The 16,662-nt window shown below is 69.3% G+C and carries 13 protein-coding genes; 6 read left to right on the plus strand and 7 right to left on the minus strand.

Annotation, left to right across the window (positions count from 1 at the left end; all coding sequences use genetic code 11):
* Positions 1–4: 4 nt before the first annotated feature.
* The 7 genes from tssH to tssB all read right to left on the minus strand — a co-directional run bounded on the left by tssH (position 5) and on the right by tssB (position 8,374).
* Positions 5–2,554, minus strand: coding sequence for a type VI secretion system ATPase TssH (gene tssH, locus HMPREF2924_RS14025; RefSeq protein ID WP_003131537.1), 2,550 nt, complete (start codon positions 2,552–2,554; stop codon positions 5–7).
* 1 nt (position 2,555) lies between these two features.
* The gene (gene tssG, locus HMPREF2924_RS14030) at positions 2,556–3,572 is read right to left on the minus strand and encodes a type VI secretion system baseplate subunit TssG (protein ID WP_003110896.1); all 1,017 of its coding nucleotides are present in this window, start codon (positions 3,570–3,572) and stop codon (positions 2,556–2,558) included.
* The gene (tssF, locus tag HMPREF2924_RS14035; RefSeq protein WP_003089497.1) at positions 3,536–5,329 is read right to left on the minus strand and encodes a type VI secretion system baseplate subunit TssF; all 1,794 of its coding nucleotides are present in this window, start codon (positions 5,327–5,329) and stop codon (positions 3,536–3,538) included. The genes tssG and tssF overlap by 37 nt, the downstream gene beginning before the upstream one ends.
* Positions 5,313–5,738 carry a type VI secretion system baseplate subunit TssE gene (tssE, locus tag HMPREF2924_RS14040; protein ID WP_003089496.1) on the minus strand — a complete coding sequence of 142 codons (426 nt, stop codon included), beginning with the start codon at positions 5,736–5,738 and terminating at the stop codon, positions 5,313–5,315. The genes tssF and tssE overlap by 17 nt, the downstream gene beginning before the upstream one ends.
* 12 nt (positions 5,739–5,750) lie before the next feature.
* Positions 5,751–6,248 (minus strand): Hcp family type VI secretion system effector, encoded by a 498-nt coding sequence (locus HMPREF2924_RS14045; protein WP_003089495.1) that lies wholly within the window; start codon positions 6,246–6,248, stop codon positions 5,751–5,753.
* Positions 6,249–6,321: 73 nt separating this feature from the next.
* On the minus strand, positions 6,322–7,806 hold the full coding sequence (tssC, locus tag HMPREF2924_RS14050) for a type VI secretion system contractile sheath large subunit (protein WP_003089494.1): 1,485 nt from the start codon (positions 7,804–7,806) through the stop codon (positions 6,322–6,324).
* A 22-nt stretch (positions 7,807–7,828) separates the two neighbouring features.
* The gene (gene tssB, locus HMPREF2924_RS14055; protein ID WP_003089493.1) at positions 7,829–8,374 is read right to left on the minus strand and encodes a type VI secretion system contractile sheath small subunit; all 546 of its coding nucleotides are present in this window, start codon (positions 8,372–8,374) and stop codon (positions 7,829–7,831) included.
* 207 nt (positions 8,375–8,581) lie between these two features.
* On the opposite strand from tssB, the gene HMPREF2924_RS14060 reads away from it, so the two are divergent.
* From HMPREF2924_RS14060 to HMPREF2924_RS14085, 6 genes are all read left to right on the plus strand, one after another.
* A complete protein-coding gene (locus tag HMPREF2924_RS14060) occupies positions 8,582–9,058 on the plus strand; it encodes a hypothetical protein (RefSeq protein ID WP_003104701.1) in 477 nt (158 codons plus the stop codon).
* Positions 9,059–9,117: 59 nt separating this feature from the next.
* Complete coding sequence (gene tssK / locus HMPREF2924_RS14065; RefSeq protein WP_023094023.1) at positions 9,118–10,449, plus strand: type VI secretion system baseplate subunit TssK; 1,332 nt, start codon at positions 9,118–9,120, stop codon at positions 10,447–10,449.
* Between the two features lie 17 nt (positions 10,450–10,466).
* Positions 10,467–11,225: a DotU family type IV/VI secretion system protein gene (locus HMPREF2924_RS14070; RefSeq protein ID WP_003131567.1), complete on the plus strand. Its 759-nt coding sequence runs from the start codon at positions 10,467–10,469 to the stop codon at positions 11,223–11,225.
* Positions 11,222–15,037 (plus strand): type VI secretion system membrane subunit TssM, encoded by a 3,816-nt coding sequence (locus HMPREF2924_RS14075; RefSeq protein WP_003131569.1) that lies wholly within the window; start codon positions 11,222–11,224, stop codon positions 15,035–15,037. Before HMPREF2924_RS14070 ends, HMPREF2924_RS14075 begins: the two co-directional genes overlap by 4 nt.
* Positions 15,034–16,134 (plus strand): type VI secretion system protein TssA, encoded by a 1,101-nt coding sequence (gene tssA / locus HMPREF2924_RS14080; protein WP_003131571.1) that lies wholly within the window; start codon positions 15,034–15,036, stop codon positions 16,132–16,134. Before HMPREF2924_RS14075 ends, tssA begins: the two co-directional genes overlap by 4 nt.
* A gap of 109 nt (positions 16,135–16,243) precedes the next feature.
* The coding region (locus HMPREF2924_RS14085; protein ID WP_141765538.1) for a sigma-54 factor interaction domain-containing protein at positions 16,244–16,662 on the plus strand (419 nt) is incomplete at its 3' end.

Here is a 16,662-nt window from a genome sequence, read left to right on the forward strand (position 1 = left end):
ACGCTCATTCGAGTACCCACTCCGCCAACTTCCCCGTCACCTGCGCCATCAGCACGTTCTCGATATCCCGCGCGCCCGCCGCGCTGCACTTGGCGAGCACGGCCTTGATGATGGCCGGGTCGAAGTCGAACTGTTTGCCGGTAGCGGCCTTGTAGCGTTCCCGCAGTTTTTCCAGCTTGGCCACGACGATGCCTTCCAGGGTGGCTTCCTCCAGCGGCCGGTAAGGCACCACGGTCATGCGCGCGAGGAACGCCGGGCGGAAGGTTTGCAGCAAGACTTTGCGCAGGCGCTCGTCGAAGGCCGGGGTGGCGACCTGTTCGGCCGGGCTGTCCAGCAGCAGTTCGGCGCCGACGTTGCTGGTGGCGAGGATCACGGTGTTCCTGAAGTCCACCACCAGGCCGGTGCCGTCTTCCATCACACCCTTGTCGAACACGTTGTAGAAGGCTTCCAGCACGTCCGGATGGGCTTTCTCGATCTCGTCCAGCAGCACCACCGAATAGGGCTTGCGGCGCACCGCTTCGGTGAGCACGCCGCCGCTGCCGTAGCCGACGTAGCCGGGCGGGGCGCCCTTGAGCTGGCTGACGGTGTGGGCCTCCTGGTACTCGGAGAGGTTGATGCTGATCAGGTTGCGTTCGCCGCCGTAGAGGGCGTCGGCCAGGGCGTAGGCGGTCTCGGTCTTGCCCACGCCGGTGGGGCCGGGCAGGAGGAATACGCCGACCGGCTTGGCCGGGTCGCTGAGTCCGGCGCGATAGGCCTGGATGCGCTGGGCGATGGCGCCCAGGGCGGCCTCCTGGCCCATCACCCGCTGGCCCATTCGTTGCGCCAGGGAACGGATGGCGTGGGCTTCGTCGGCGAGCATCTTGCCCACCGGGATGCCGGTCCAGCCGGCGATCACCGCGGCCACGGTACGCGAGTCCACCTGCTCGGGAACCAGCGGGTCGTCCTGGCGGATGGCTTCGAGGCCGGCCGCCAGGCGCGCCAGTTCGGCGGCCAGGTGGTCGATGCGACCGTCCAGTTCCTCGTCGGGCTTGGCCGCGTCGGCGCTTTCGCTGAGGGCCAGCAATTCGCGGCGGGTGTCGAGCAGTTCGCGCACCGCTTCGCGTTCCTCGTCCCAGCGGGTCTCCAGCTCGCGGATGGTCCGGCGGTTATCGCCCGACTCGCTTTCCAGGGCGGTGATACGCGCGCTGTGGTCGAGGCCGGTGGCCTGTTCCCGGCGCAGGCGTTGCAGTTCCTCTTCCAGCGCCTGCTCGCGATGGCGCAGGCTTTCCAGCGGCGGCGGCACGTCGTGCTGGCCGAGGGCGACCCGCGCGCAGGCGGTGTCGAGCACGCTGATCGCCTTGTCCGGCAACTGGCGGCCGGAGATGTAGCGGTGCGACAGCTTCACCGCATCGACGATGGCCGCGTCCATGATCTGCACGCCGTGATGCTGTTCCAGCTTGCCGGCGACGCCGCGCAGCATCTCCACGGCGGTGGCCTCGTCCGGCTCCTCGACCTGGACCAACTGGAAGCGCCGGGTCAGCGCCGGGTCCTTCTCGAAGTATTTCTTGTATTCCAGCCAGGTGGTGGCCGCCAGGGTGCGCAACTCGCCGCGCGCCAGGGCCGGCTTGAGCAGGTTGGCGGCGTCGCTGCCGCCTTCCGCGCCGCCGGCGCCGATCAGCGTGTGCGCCTCGTCGATGAACAGGATGATCGGCTGCGCGCTGTTGCGCACGGCGTCGATCACGCCCTTGAGGCGCTGCTCGAACTCGCCCTTCATGCTGGCGCCGGCCTGCAACAGGCCGAGGTCGAGCACCCGCAGGATCACCTCCTGCAACGACGGCGGCACCTCGCCGGCGGCGATGCGCAGGGCCAGGCCCTCGACCACCGCGGTCTTGCCGACGCCCGGCGCGCCGACCAGGATCGGGTTGTTCTGCCGCCGGCGCAGGAGGATGTCGACGCACTGGCGGATCTCCCCGTCGCGCCCGACTATGGGGTCGATGCGCCCGGCGCGGGCCTCGGCGGTGAGGTCCTGGGTGTACTGGTCGAGCAGCGGGTCCTGGGCGCTTTCCGGCTTGTCGCCGCCTGCCGCCGGGCGGTTCGGCGCGGGCGGCTGTTCGCGGGAGGCCTGGATCCACTCCAGCAGGTTGGCCTGCAAGGCCTCGTGGGGAATCCGCAGTAGCGACGACGCGCTGTTCAGCAGCAGGGCGCGGCGCTCCTCGCGGTCGAGCAGGGCGAGCAGCAGCAGGCCGGAACGGATCTGCGCCTGGCCGAGCACACTGGCGTGGACCACGGCGTCCTCGAGCAGGCCGATGGTGTGCGCGGACAGCGCCGGAGTGCGGGTATTGCCGGCCTTGAACAGCTCCAGCGACAGGTTGATCTCGGCGACCAGGGCGTCGCGCTCCAGGCCGAAGCGCGGCAGCAGGCAGGCGAAGTCGCCGCCGTCGATGTCCAGCAGCTCCAGCAGCAGGTGCTCGATCTCTACGTAATGATGGGTGCGTTGCAGGCAGCGTTGCGCGGCGCGCTCCAGGGCGCGGCGACAGTCCGGGTTGAGGCGGCCGATCAGGGCGGCGAGTTCCATTTCAGGCTACCTCCGGCTGCCGCAGGTCGAGATCGATGCGCTGCCGCTGGCCGTCTGCGACGCGCCGCAGGCCGGTGTTCCAGCTCAGCCTGGGCGGTGCACCGCGCTCCAGGCGCAGCGGCGCGCCGCCGCTCACCAGCAGGCTCAGGCGACAATCCAGGTCGGGGCCGAAGTACAGCGCGGCGAGGCTGGCCAACTGGCCATGGGCGTCGCCGTCGGGGAAGAAGCGGGCGGCTTCGCGGGCATCCAGCGGACCGAGACTGAGGGCGATGCCGGCGTGCTCGTCCCAGGTGCGCGTGCCGGCTATGGCGTCGCGACCCAGGCGCAGGTTGCGTCCGCCGCGTTGCAGCCGGCTGCGGCTGGCCGCGGGGATTTCCTTCCAGGCGCCCTGGTAGGCATCCAGCCGTGCCTCCACGCCGAAGTGCTGGCGCACCAGGCTGGCGAAGCCGGCCAGGGAGCGACGCCCGCCGGCGAACAGCGCGGTGCGTGCCAGCACCGCGCTGTCCGGCAGCGCCAGGCGCTCTTGCAGGGCCTTCGGCAACAGGCCGCTGAGGGCGCGTAGCTGCGCCTGCACCGGGGTCGCCGCCGGCACCGCGAAACCGAGCGCCACGCGATGCTTGCGCAGTACCCGGTAGAGCAGGCTGAGCAGGCGGTGCTGGAACAGGTCGAGGAACTCGGCGGGGGCATGGTCCTTCTGCCGGGCACGCTGTTGCAGCCATTCCTGGTAGGCATAGGGCAACGGGCCGTCGGGGCCGCCGAGGCCGAACACCGGGGTGGACAGCACCGGTTGCTGCGGGTCGTCGAGCAGGCTTTCCACCTCGCTCGAGGCGAACAGCGGCAGCAGCGGCCCGCGCAGGCGCAGGGCCTCCGCCCGCGGCGCGTTGCCGGTGCCCAGCGGCAACGCCTGGGGACGCTCGCGTTCGAGCAGCAGCAGCGCCTGCAACAGTTCGAAGCGCTGCGGCGTGCGGCGCAGCCGCTGACTCAGAGGGAGAGCGGCGAGCCGGCCTGGGGTTGCCATGTCTTCACCTCCTTGTCGGCTTCCACCAGGACCGTGCGCACGAAGCGGTTGGCGGTGGCATACAGCGAGAAGAACTGCGCCAGCACGGCGGAGAACAGCACGCCGCTGGCGCCGACGAAGTGTTGCGGATCGAGTCGCAGGCGGATTTCCAGGCCATTGCGCCAGCCGCGCCAGGCATCCTCGCCGACGTGCGCCACCACCCGCTGGCAGTCGAGTTGCCTCAGCCCTTCTATCTGCCGGCGGGCGCTGGCGTCGTCGCGCAGGTTGTGCAGGGCGAGGATTTCCCGCAGGGCTTCGAGGGCGCGCGGGCCTTCCACCAGCGAGAGGTGGTTGAGGGTCAGCTGCGAGACCAGTCTCCAGCGCGACTGGCCGTCCAGGCGCGGCTGGCTCTGCGCGCTGGGCGCGTTGCGCAGGCGTGCGGCGGCGACCGGCCCGGGCCGTTCGAAGCCCAGCGCGGTGCCGGCACCCAGGCGCTCGGCCAGATAGCGATTGGTGCATAGCAGCTCGGCGGTCAGGCTGAAGGCCGGGGCCTCGCGCAACGGGTCGAAGCCGGTATCCACCAGGCTCAGCAGCAGGTCGCTGCCCAGCCGGTTCGGGGTCAGCCCGGCGATGCGCCGGGCGTGCCAGTAGAGCGTGCCGAGGTGGCTGTCGTGGCGGCAGCCATAGTAGGCCGGGACTGGCTGCACGGTGCTCCCGGCAACCGAGCGCACGGCGCGGATGCTATGGATTTCCACGCTGTTCTCGCGGTGACTGTCGGCGACCAGGCGGTACTCGCTGCGGGTGCCGTCCGGGCGCAGCGGCTCCGAGGTCCGCGGAAAGAGGTTGATCGCCGGTGCGCAGCCGAGCTGGAAGTCTTCCGCCTGCAAATGCAGGCGTGCCGTCGGTGCGCGATCGAAGACCAGGTACAGGTAGAGCGTCTGTCCGTCGGCGAGCGCGCCGGACAGCGGCAGGTCGAAGAAGTGGAACTTGTCGGGGAAGGCGAAGTACTCGGCGAGCAGGCGCAGGCCCGGATGTCCGCCGTCTTCCTCCGGCAGCAGCGCCTCGTCGGCGGCGAAGCCGACGATCTCCGGCAGTCCGCGGAGCGCCGCCGGCGGCGTGCCGGGCGCCCCCGCCATGACCTGCACGGCATGCGCGGCGAGCAGGTCGTAGAGGATCGCGCAGCCCATCGGCGAAGCCGCCAGGTGGATGCGCAGGCGCTCGATCGACAGTTCGTCCCAGCGGTACTCGCCCAGGCAGCGCAGGCTCAGGCGCAACGCCGAGCGGGCGGCGCCGACTCCGGTCAGGGCTTGCGCCTCCTCGCCGCCGAGCAGGGTCGCCTCGTCGATCGCCAGCGGCCACAAAGTCGCCTCGGCGCTGCTGCGGAAATGCACGCTGTCGCCGCCACGGGTGGTGACGAACAGCGCGGTGTCGCGCGGCAGCCGGTAGCCCTCGGCGAGGTTGCCCTGGGTCGGGTCCGGTTCGAACTGGACGATCGCGCAGGACGGCAGCGGGCGCAGCGCCAGGGGGTAGAGCTGTTCGAGGAGGGCGTCGCTGAACTCTGCGTAGTCGTCGTCGAGGCGCCGTTGCAGGCGCGCGGTGAGCAGCGAGAAGCCTTCCAGCAGACGCTCGACGTGCGGGTCGGGGCATTCGCCGGGGGCCAGTTGCAGGCGCCGGGCGACCTTCGGATAGCGCTCGGCGAAGGCGCCGCCGGCATGCCGCAGCCAGGTCAGCTCGCGCTGGTAGTAGTCGAGCAGGTCGGCATCAATCGAATCGCTCATGGCGCACCTCGAGGCCATCGTTGCCCTGTTCGATGACGAATAGCGCAGGCATCAGGCGCGACCCGCTGCGCAGGCGGCCACCGAGCTGGATACGCAGGCGCTGCGGATTGCCCGGGTCAGGTTCGACCTCGACCTCGGCCAGTTGCAGGCGCGGCTCGAAATGCTCGACCGCCGCCCGCACCTCGCGTGCCAGCTGGCGCCGGTCCTCGGCGCGCAGGCGTTGCACGGCGGTCCAGTCGGCGAGCCCGTAGGCGAGGATGCCGCTGCGCGCATGCGCCGGGCGCCGTGTGTTGAGCAGGCGCAGCAGCTCGCCGCGGACCGACTCGGCCAGCGCCCGGTCGTCGAACGCGGGACGTTCGTCGGCCTCGGCGCTGAGGCGCTCGAACAGCGGCGGCAGGGCTCCGGACATGTCGGCGCCCGGTCACTTGACCAGCTGGTTGGCGGCCAGGTCCCAGGTCGAGGCGGCCGTGCCTTCCTTGGTGCCGTCGTCCTTCTGCGCGGTCAGCTCCCACTTGATCTTGGTGAAGTTCAGCGACAGGGTCTCCACCGGCTTGCCGCCGGCGCCGCCGCTGACGCTGACGTTGGAGAGCACCACGTTGTTCAGGGTGTAGACGATGAAGGGCATGATCTGCCCGTTGCCCTCGGCGGCGTTGCGGCCGATGGTGATGGTCGCCTCGGCGATCGGCTTGCCGGCGCAGCAGTATTCGTTGAGGGTCGGGGTCGAGGTGTCGATGAACTTGGTGAGGGTGAATTCGCCGACGTGGGGTTTGCCGGAGGTGCGCTCCGAGTTGCTGACGTCGTTGGTGACCTGCATCGCCACGTTGTGGCTGTAGGACATGATTTCGATCTTGTTTTCGTAGCCGACGAGCAGGCTGTCGCCTTTGATGTCGCTGCCGAAATCGAGAATGATCGCATCCATCGCATCTGACTCCTGGAGAGGGGCTGTCTGGAACGGGAAGGGCGCCCCGCCGGCGCTGCCGGCGGGGGCGGACTCACGCCGCTACCGGCGGCGGCAGGTTGGCGACCAGGCGGATCGACGCGCTGAGTTCCTCGAGCTGGAAGTGCGGCCGGAGGAACACCGTGGCGCGGTAGGCCCCCGGTTTGCCGGCCACCTCGCTGACATCCACCCGCGCCTCGCGCAGCGGGTACTGCGCCTTGATTTCCTGCGGTGCGTTGTCGTTGATCAGCACGTAGTCGGCGATCCAGTTGTTCAGGTAGGTCTGCACGTTGTCGCGGGTCATGAAGCTGCCGACCTTGTCGCGCATGATCACCTTCAGGTAGTGGGCGAAGCGCGATGCCGCCAGCACGTACGGCAGCATCGCCGACAGGCGCGCGTTGGCGTTGGCCTCGTTGGTGTTGTAGAGCCTGGCCTTGTTGGTGGTCTGGCCGCCGAAGAACACCGCCACGTCGCTGTTCTTCTTGTGGCACAGGGAAATGAAGCCGAGATCGTTGAGTTCCTTCTCGCGGCGGTCGGTGATCGCCACCTCGGTCGGGCACTTCAGCGACAGGTCGCCGGAGCTGGTGCGGAACGTGTGCGCCGGCAGGCCCTCGACCGCGCCGCCGCCTTCCGCGCCGCGGATCGCCGCGCACCAGCCGTACTTGGCGAAGGCCTCGGTGATGCGCTGCGCCAGGACCCAGGCGGCGTTGCCCCAGAGGTACTTGGAGTGGTCGGTGCCGTTGACGTCCTCGACATAGTTCATGCCTTCCACCGGTCGCGTCTCCGGGCCGTAGGGCAGGCGCAGGAGGAAGTTCGGCAGCACCAGGGACACGTAGCGCGAATCCTCGCTCTCGCGGAAGGCGCGCCACTTGATCAGCTCCAGGCTCTCGAAGATCTTGGTCAGGTCGCGCGGCACGGCCAGTTCGGTGAAGCTGTTCATGTCGAACAGGCGTGGGCTGGCGGCGGCGATGAACGGCGCGTGGGCAGCCGCGGCGACGTTCGACAGCTTCTCCAGCAGGCCGATGTCCTGCGGATGGCGGCCGAAGGTGAAGTCACCGATCAGCAGGCTGAAGGGGTGTCCGCCGAAGGTGCCGTATTCCTCTTCGTAGATCTTCTTGAACAGTGCGCTCTGGTCGAACTCGACCGCCTTCTCCAGATCGTTCTGCAGTTCGTTCTTGCCGACGTTCAGCAGGCGCAGCTTGAGCCGCGCGCTGGTCTCGGTGTTGCTCACCAGTTGGTGCAGGCCACGCCAGGAGGCTTCCAGCTTCTGCAACTCGGGGTGGTGGATGATCTGGTTGAGCTGGTCGCTGATCAGCGCATCGATCTGGCTGATGCGGTCGTTGATCATCGCCACGGTGTCCTTGTCGACGGCCATGCCCTCGTCGAGGACCTGGGTGGCGAATTCCGCGAGCATGTCGCGGGCGTAGTCCTGCTGGCTGTCGTCGTGGGCCATGCGGCCCTTGGCAATGATCTCGTCGAGCAGGGACAGGGTCTGGGTCGAACTCTCGCCGGATTGTTCGGCGGCGGATGACTTGGGCATGGCGGCTTCTCCGGGAAGAGGGTCAGGCCGGCTGGTCGGCCGGGGGTTCGCTGTCGCCGGCCGGGGCCGCTTCGGCTTCCGGGCGGGCCGCTTTGATTTCCTGCAGGCCTTCGGTGTTGGCCACCACGTCCTGCAGCAACTGGTCGAGGTCGTCGTTGCCGTCGAGCTTGGTCAGCAGGTCGCGCAGGCGCTGGCGCGCCTCGAACAGGCGACGCAACGGGACCACCTGCTTCACCAGGTTGACCGGGTCGAAGTCCTCGATGTGGTTGAAGCGCAGCTCGACGTTCAGCTTGCTGTCGTCGCCGCTGATGGTGTTGTCGACCTGCAGGGTGGCGCGGGGAGAGATGGAGGAGAGGATCTCGTTGAAGTTGTCGCGGTCGATGTCGACGAAACGCCGTTCGACCAGCTTCGCCGGCGGGGTATCCGGCTTGCCGGAGAGGTCGGCGAGGATGCCGACCACCAGGGGCAGCTCCTTCTTCTCGATGGCGTTGCCGATCTCGACGTCGTAGGTGATCTGCACGCGCGGCGGGCGCACCCGGTCCAGCTTGTGCTGCGTACTCTCGGCCATGGCGGCTGACTCCGATGCAATGGTGGGGGCGCAATGCATCGGGGGATGCCCTGATCATCGCAGTCCCTTGCTGGATCACAGGCATGACAGGGAAAACGGCGCAGAACCTGTCCTTGGCGATCCCTCTGGTCCGTCACTGGCGACGAACTACAAAAGACGCTAGAACAGGTCTATGGATTTGCAAAATAAAATTTCTGTTGGACTCCCATGAAGCACGGATGTTTCACCATATGTCGGAAATTCTCCCTGGCGCTGGCGATCCTGGCGCTGGCCGGCTGCTCGTATTTCTTCGCGCCGCGGGTCGAGTTGCAGCGGCTGACCCTGGATGTCGCCGCGCGCGCCAACGACGACTCGCCGATCGCCGTGGACTTCGTCGCGGTGAAGGATGCGGAGCTGTTCAAGGAACTGGCCGGACTGCCGGCCAGCCAGTGGTTCGCCAATCGCGAGCAGTACCGCCGCGACTACCGGCAGCAGTTCGCGGTATGGAGCCTGGAGCTGGTCCCGGGGCAGTTCATCGAGTCGGAGTCGTTCCCCTTGCGCGGCGACCGCGCAACTGGACTTTTGGTCTTCGCCGGCTATAACACACCCGGCGCGCACCGCTTGCGCCTCGACCAGCAGCAGCGCGTCTGGCTGCGTCTGGATACCCGGGAAATGCGACTGGTCAACGATCCCGCCACGCGTTAGCGGAGGGGCAGGCGAGCGACCGTCGTGCACGACAACGTAGGACGTCGAAGGGGAGTCGTATGAGTGTTCTGCCTGACGCGGTGTGCTGGCACGAAGGGATGCAACTGCTTCCCCAGCATTTCCAGTTGCAGGGATTGCGTGCCGAGGCGCTGGCGGCGCGCACCGGACAGGCCTGCAACCCTTGGTTCTGGGGCGTGACCGCCCTGGAACTGGACCCCTCGGCGTTGTGCGCCGGCCAAGTGCGGGTCCTGCACCTCGAAGCGATCCTGCCCGACGGCCTGCCGGTGAGCGTGCAGGCTGGTGTCGACGCGCCGCTGGAGTTCGACCTGGAGACTGCGCTGGCGGCCGCCGAAGGGCCGCTGCTGAACGTCCACCTGGCGGTCAGTCCGCTGTGGCGGGCGGGTCAGTTGCTGCCGCTGAAGGGCCGTCTGCAATCGCGGGTCGGCGCGCCGCTGCCAGACCTGGCCAGCGGCGAGCACCCCGAGCCGATCACCGTCTGGCGAGCGTCGCTGCGGCTGGTCGGCGACGACGGCAAGGCCGACTCCGTGTGCCTGCCGTTGCTGCGCGTGGCGAAGGAGGGCGGCGCCTATGTCAGCCTGCCCTACGTCCCGCCGACGCCATTGGTGCTGCCGGAGTCGCCCCTGGGCAGGCGCGTGCAGTCGCTCTGCGCGCGGGCCCGGGAGAAGGCGCTGTTCCTCGGCGGGCGCCTGCGCCTGGCGCAGCAGGCGGGCAACCAGGACGACGCCGTGGAAGTCCGTCGCCAGCTCGCCGCGCTCTGGACCCGCCTGCCGGAGGTGGAAGGCCTGCTGGCAAGCCGCGCGGCCTCGCCGCTGGCCCTGCACGGCAGCCTGCTGGGCCTGGCCGGGGCCTGGGCGGCGCTCGATCCGCTGGCCGGCGTGCCGGCCTTCGAAGCGCTCGACTTCCTCGACCTGCGGCGTGGCTACGAGCCGCTGCTGGACTGGCTGGAGCGCGCCATCGAGTCGATCCGCGCGGGCTACCGCTGCCTGCCGTTCGAGCAGGAGGAACAGGTATTTTCCGTGCGCCTGCCCGATCCGGCGCCGCGCCAGCGCCTGGTGGTCGGCCTGCGGATGCCCGCCGGCGCCGGCGAACAAGCGGCGGCTGACTGGCTGGAGCGCGCCATCGTCGCCTCCGACCCGCACCTGCCGTTGCTCGCCCGGCAACGCATGAGCGGGCTGGCGCGGCAGCCGATGAATCGCCAGGAACAGGTGGCCTACAGCGTCGGCGACGACACCCGTTTGTTCGTCGTGCAGGGCGCCGGCGACTGGTTCGATGCCGGCCAGCCGCTGCGCATCGTCGCGCCGGTCAGCGGGGTCGCCAGCAGTCCCTGGCAGATCGTGCTGTTCGTCGCCGACGGCAGCGACAACACCTAGACAGGAAGGAGCCGCCAATGCCCGAAGGGAGTGCAGGGCCTTTTTCCCAGGCGTACCAGGAGCAGCCGCTCAGCACGGCATTCCGCCAGGCCTGGCAGGAATGGCTGGAGGCCTGGGGCGCCCTCGACCGCGACGCCCAGGATGTGCCACGGATGGTCGAGCGCGCCCTCGAACTGTCCACCCGCATCACCCGGCGTCTGTGGCGCAGCGCCTTCGCCAGCGTCGGCGACGCGGCGGGCGTGCAGGTCAAGGCGATGGTCTATGCCTTCGTCGCCCTGGTCGACGAGACCCTGGTCTTCAGCGCCTGGCCGGGGCAGGGCGCCTGGCAGGAAAAACCGCTGGAGTCGCATCTCTACGGCAGTCGCCAGGCGGGCGAATACCTGCCGCTGGCGATCAAGCGCCTGCTCGACGAACGCGCCCCGGCCAGTCGCGACCTGGCCAACGTCTACCTGCAATGCCTGATCCTCGGCTTCCGCGGTCGCCTGCGCGGGCCGCGCGGCGAGGCGCTGCACGAGAAGTGGCGGCAGGCGCTGTTCGCCTTCGCCTGGCAGCGCGAGGCGGACGCCGCCGACCTCGGCCGTCGCCTTGAGCAGCCTGCCGCCGCGCCGCCACGGCGCCTGCCGGTGCGCGCGGCGCTGCCGGACGGTTTCCGCCTGGGCCTGGCGGTGCTCGGCCTGGTGCTGCTGATGAGCGGCATCGGGCACCTGTTCTGGCGCGACATCCAGCATGAAATGGCGGCGGTGACCCACCTGGCCGATGCGGAGCAGGCGCCATGAGCGGCGCGACGCTGTTCATGCTGGTTCTCCTCCTGCTGCTGCTGGCGCTGCTGCTGGGGGCGCTGGGCTGGTGGTGGCGGACCCGGGGCGGTACGGAGATCCGCAGCTTCTACGCGGCGGTCCGGCAGATGGAGCGCGAGCAGGGCTGGCAGGGCCGCTACGAAGCGCCGTGGCTGCTGATGCTAGGCAACGAGACCGAGGGCGAGCAGTTGTGCGCCACCTGGCGCCTGCTGCCGGTGGCGCGTCCGGCCTGGTTCGGCCGCTGGTGGTCGGACGGCGAGGGGGCGATCCTGCTGGTGCCCGAGTCGGTGTTCCTGCCCGACGAGGGCCTGCGCCGGCAAAGCGGCGCCTGGCTGCGCCTGTTGCGTCTGTTCCTGCGCCTGCGCGGCAGGCGCGCGCTGGACGGAGTGGTCTGGAACATTCCGCTGGCGCGGCTGCAGGATGGCGAGCAGGCGGCCAACCTCGGCCTCGCCGCCCGTCGTCGCTACGTGGAACTGACCCAGCGCCTTGGCCTGAGCCTGCCGGTTTACGTGGTGATCACTGGCCTGGAAGACCTGCCGGGTTTCCAGGAGCTTCTCGCGGCGCTGCCCGAGGAGGCGCGCGAGCGCGCCCTCGGCTGGTCCTCGCCGTTCGCCGCCGAGGCGGCCTGGCAGTCGCGCTGGTGCGAGCAGGCGCTGGAGGAAATCACCGCCACCCTGACCGAGTCGATCGTCGAACTCGGTACCTTGCGCGGCCAGGTGAACAACGACCTGTATTGCCTGCCGCCACGCCTGGAAAGCCTCCGCGGTTCGTTGCAGGCGCTGCTCGAACCGGTCTTCCAGGGTAACGCCAGGGGTGAGGCGCCGCGCTTTCGCGGTCTCTACCTGAGCGGCAGCGAGGCGGCGGGGGCGGCAAGCGACGAAGCCCTGCCGGCGGTCGACGCGCCGCGTCGGCGCAGCAGCTTCGCCAGCCAACTGTGGGCACGGCGGATCCTTGCCGAGGAAGGCCTGGCCCAGGCGGTGCCGCGCATCCTCCAGCTGCGCCAGCGCTGGCAGCGCGGGATCGGCCTCGCTGCGCTGTGCCTGTGTCTGCTCTGGGGCGGCCTGATGACCTGGGTCTGGCGTGACGCGCTGCGCGACGCCGGCGAACTGTCGCAACTGCTGCATGGCGCCAGCGAGCGCTACCAGCCGCTCGACGACGACACCCGGCGCGCCGCCCAGGTCCGGCAGAACGTCCAGGCCTGGTGGCAACTGGTGGCACAGGCGCCGCGCTGGCGCTTCACCTCGCTGGCGTTCCCCAGTTCCTGGTTTTCCTCCCTGGACGCACGCATCGACAGCGCGTATCGCCGCGTTTCCGAGCGCCTGCTGGTGCGCCCGCTGCGCAGCCTGCTGGAAGGCGAGGCGAGCGACCTGCGGGCGATCCGCAGCGACGGCCAGCCCGGCCTGAAGGAGGGCGACGACCCCAGCCAGTGGAAGGACTACCTGGCGGCGAAGGACCTGGTCGCCCGCGCCACTACCCTGGAGCGCCACAATCGCCTGTTCGCCCAGGCCATCGACAACCGCAAGACGCCGCTCGACGATCTCCTGCAACTGAGCAACGACGCCCTGGGCAGCAGCTACAACGCCGGCAGCCTGGCGCGCCTGGCCTACTACAACCGCACGCTGTTCGCCGAGCGTCCGGCCGATCTCGCCGCCCTCGACCTGGGCCGGGTCGGCGCCACGGCGGCGGATAACTTCCATGACCTGATGGCACGCTGGCTGAACGCCTACTTTCTCACCGACAGCCTGGAACGCACCGGCAATGCCCTGACCCAGGAACTCGCGCAGCTCGGCCAGGAACGAGATGCCACGGCGGCCCAGTTGCTGGGGGTCGGCGAATTGATCAACCACCTGCAGCAGCAGGTCAACCGCATCAACCTGATCTGGGGCAATGGCGTCGGCCAGGATCTCGTCCCTGGCTACCAGAACCTGCTCAAGAGCGCCCAGCAAAGCAGCCTGCTGGGAGACCGCGTGGAGGAACTGCAGAACCTCACGGTGCAGTTGCAGCAGCAGTTCCGCAGCGAATGGATCGCGCCTCCGGAGGCTGCCGGCGACGGCCTGCTGGTGAAGCAGGGGGCGACGCTCAAGCTGGCCGATGACCTGCTCGGCCTGAAACGCGCCATCGATGACCTGAAGACCAAGGACTTCGTCTCCGTGGCCCTGGCCGGCAAGACGCTGGCGGAGCACTCCCTGCTGAGCATCGACGACATCGGCGTGACCCAGGCGTTGAGCTTCTTCAACGACTTCAGCGGCTACTACGAGAGCACCCTGCCGTCGCTCAACCCGCGCTATCGCTACTCGGTCCTGCACGCCGCCGCCAGCGCGACGACCGAGGCCATGTGGCAAAGCCTCGGGCCGCGCAGTCGCAGCCTGACCAGCCGCAATGCCTCGCGCTTCGACGTGCAGGTCAAGCAGGTCCAGGCATTGCAGGCGGCGCTGCTGGAGTTGCAGGACATGCAGGCCGGCGCGCGCCTGCTGGCCAGCCTCAACGCGCTGGCCGTGGCCGATATCGGCCAGGCCCTGCGCGACATCGACGAGCAGGCGGTGCTGCGCGAGCCGGTCGATTTCAGTCGCTGGTCGGGCGCGCCGAATTTCGGCCTGCAGGCGTTCCGCGCCCAGGACAGCGCCGAGCTGAAGCAGAGCCTGACCAGCCAGTTCAATGCCATGGCCGCGGTCGCCGAGCGCCACGCCCCGGCGCTGGAGTGGCTGCAGGCGCAGCAGTCCAGCCTGGCCACCGCCGACTACAACGCGTTCGTGCGCTTCAGCGCGCTCAACGCCGAACTGCAGAAATTCAAGGCCGACAACCCGGCGAGCACCGCGGCGCAGCTGGCGAAGCTGGTGGGTAACGATTTCAACCAGATGGACATCGGCAGTTGCGCTGACATTCTCAACGGCGTGCTCCTGCCGTCCAGCCGCAGCGACCTGGCGACGCGCCTGGTGGACCTGCGCCAGGGCGCGCTCGGGCGCTGCCAGTCGTTGCAACAGCAGCAGGCGGCGCAGGCCTGGAAGGACCTCGCCGACTACTTCAACCAGTACCTCGCCGGACGCTTCCCCTTCGCCTACAGCCTGGAAGCGGCCGATGCCGAGCCGGGGCGGGTGCGGCACCTGCTGAAGCTGATGGAGACGCGCTTGCCGCAGGTGCGCGAAGGGCTGGCCCAGGTTCGCTCGCCGGACCTGCCGGCCGCCGAGGACTTCGTCCGCCGCCTGGAACAGGCGCAGGGCTGGCTCGGCCCGCTGTTCGAGCGCGACAAGTCGGGCCTGCTCGGCGTCGCCCTGGACATCGACTGGCGCAGCGACCGCAGCCTGGAACGCGGCGCCGACCAGGTGATCGCCTGGAGCCTGTACTCGGGCGACCAGGAAAGCCGGTTCCCCGGCGCGCAGGACAAGGGCCTGACCTGGAACGTCGGCGATCCGCTGAAGATCATGCTGCGCTGGGCGAAGAACGGCTCGCAGCGTCCGGCAGACGACCCGCGCCAGGCCAGCCTGGCGGTGGCCGACCTCGAGGCCGGCTGGAGCTACCAGGGCTCCTGGGCGCTGCTGCGCATGATGCGTGCGCACTTCTCCCGGCAGCGCCCGCCGAACGTCGACTACACGGAGTTTCCGCTGGTCCTGCAACTGCCGGTGTATGCGCCCTACAGCCCGGAAAACGAGGCTCGGATGTTCCTCCGCCTGTCGTTGATGAGCCAGGGCGGCAAGACCCCGCTGTCCATCCAGCCGCTGCCGGTGCGCGCGCCGCAATCGCCGTTCGCGACGCTGTTGCCGGCCACCGTCGCCAGCACCGGAGGTACCCCATGACCCTGCCTCTTTCCGGCAGCGCCCTGTCCCTGGAAGTGCTGCTCGAACCGATCGACCCCGGACAGCCGTGCGGCCCCAGCCTGCGCTACGACCCGGACTACGACCGCCTGCGCGAGTTGCGCCGGGAGGACGACAGCAGCCTGCCGACCGGCGTCTGGCAGGCGGAAGCCAAGCGCGCCGACTGGGCCGCGGTGGAGCAGTTGGCCAGCGAACTGTTGCAGCGGCGCAGCAAGGACCTGATGCTCGCCGCCTGGCTCGGCGAGGCCTGGCTGCAACGCGGCGGGCTGGGCGGATTGCAGCGCGCGCTGGTGCTGCTGGCGGAACTCTGCGAGCGCTACCCCGAGGAGGTGCATCCGCAAGCCCAGGACGGCGATCAGTCGTGGCGGGTGCCGCCCATCGACTGGCTGTTGCGCCGCTATGCCGAGCTGCTGCACACGCGCCTGCCGCTGATGGGGCAGGGCGCCTTCGCCGAGATCACCCTCTATGCCTGGCAGAGGTTGCAGCGCCAGCAGGTCGCCAGCGGCGACAGCAAGAGCGCCAAGGCGGCGCTGGAAGCGGCGCAACTTCAGCAGAAGAAGCTCGACGAAGCGTTGCGCGCGGAGCCCCTGGTGCAATGGCAGCGCAAGCAGGCCAGCCTGCTCGCCTGCCAGCAGCAACTGCAACGCCTGGAACAGTGGTGCGACCGCTGCCTGGGCGAACTCGCCCCCAGTTGCCAGCCGCTGCGCGAGGTCATCGCGCAATGGCTGGCCTTGCTCAAGGAGTTCATCGCCATGCACCCGCAAGCGCCGCTGCCCGAAGAACAGCCACCGGTCGCGGAGGCGGACGCCGCCGAAGGCGACGCGGACGGCGAGGAAAGCGTCCCGGCGAGCGCGCCGAGCGGGCCGGCTGGCGCGCCGACCAGTCGCGAGGACGCCTATCGGCAACTGCTGCTGATCGCCGACTACCTGGCGCGCACCGAGCCGCACAGCCCGGTTCCCTACCTGATCAAGCGCGCGGTGGAATGGGGCAACAAGCCGCTGAGCGAGCTGCTGGCGGAGCTGATCAATGCGGACTCGGAGGCGCGCCGGGTCTGGTCGCTGCTTGGCGTACTGCCCTAAGGAGCGGGGTTATATTTTTTATTCGAATATATAAATACGAATTCAGAATTTTTTAATCTATGGGTTCCTGGGGCAAGATGGGCGCACATTCCCCGGCTCGGAACCCAGCATGTCCGTCATCACCCATCCCCACGCCCGCGAGCTGACCAAATCGGTGCGCGCCACCGTGCTGGTGTTCAACGACCCCCGTTCCCGCGAGCTGCTGGAGCGCATCGAGCGCCTGGCGCCCAGCGAGGCCAACGCGCTGGTCATCGGCGAGACCGGCACCGGCAAGGAGCTGGTGGCGCGCCATATCCATGCCCTCAGCGGACGCAGCGGCGGCCCGTTCGTCGCGGTCAACTGCGGTGCCTTCGCCGAGAGCCTGGTGGAGAGCGAGCTGTTCGGCCACGAGAAGGGCGCCTTTACCGGTGCGTTGCAGAGCAAGGCCGGCTGGTTCGAGGCGGCCAACGGCGGCACCTTGTTCCTCGACGAGATCGGCGACCTGCCGCCGAGCATCCAGGTCAAGCTGCTGCGCGTGCTGCAGGAGCG

The sequence above is a fragment of the Pseudomonas sp. HMSC063H08 genome (assembly GCF_001813645.1).
GTDB lineage: Bacteria > Pseudomonadota > Gammaproteobacteria > Pseudomonadales > Pseudomonadaceae > Pseudomonas > Pseudomonas aeruginosa.

Bases quoted from the DNA above. Each gene is read 5' to 3' on its own strand.
- tssH (WP_003131537.1), bottom strand. From the start codon at position 2,554: ATGGAACTCGCCGCCCTGATCGGCCGCCTCAACCCGGACTGTCGCCGC.
- tssG (WP_003110896.1), bottom strand. From the start codon at position 3,572: ATGGCAACCCCAGGCCGGCTCGCCGCTCTCCCTCTGAGTCAGCGGCTG.
- tssF (WP_003089497.1), bottom strand. From the start codon at position 5,329: ATGAGCGATTCGATTGATGCCGACCTGCTCGACTACTACCAGCGCGAG.
- tssE (WP_003089496.1), bottom strand. From the start codon at position 5,738: ATGTCCGGAGCCCTGCCGCCGCTGTTCGAGCGCCTCAGCGCCGAGGCC.
- HMPREF2924_RS14045 (WP_003089495.1), bottom strand. From the start codon at position 6,248: ATGGATGCGATCATTCTCGATTTCGGCAGCGACATCAAAGGCGACAGC.
- tssC (WP_003089494.1), bottom strand. From the start codon at position 7,806: ATGCCCAAGTCATCCGCCGCCGAACAATCCGGCGAGAGTTCGACCCAG.
- tssB (WP_003089493.1), bottom strand. From the start codon at position 8,374: ATGGCCGAGAGTACGCAGCACAAGCTGGACCGGGTGCGCCCGCCGCGC.
- HMPREF2924_RS14060 (WP_003104701.1), top strand. From the start codon at position 8,582: ATGAAGCACGGATGTTTCACCATATGTCGGAAATTCTCCCTGGCGCTG.
- tssK (WP_023094023.1), top strand. From the start codon at position 9,118: ATGAGTGTTCTGCCTGACGCGGTGTGCTGGCACGAAGGGATGCAACTG.
- HMPREF2924_RS14070 (WP_003131567.1), top strand. From the start codon at position 10,467: ATGCCCGAAGGGAGTGCAGGGCCTTTTTCCCAGGCGTACCAGGAGCAG.
- HMPREF2924_RS14075 (WP_003131569.1), top strand. From the start codon at position 11,222: ATGAGCGGCGCGACGCTGTTCATGCTGGTTCTCCTCCTGCTGCTGCTG.
- tssA (WP_003131571.1), top strand. From the start codon at position 15,034: ATGACCCTGCCTCTTTCCGGCAGCGCCCTGTCCCTGGAAGTGCTGCTC.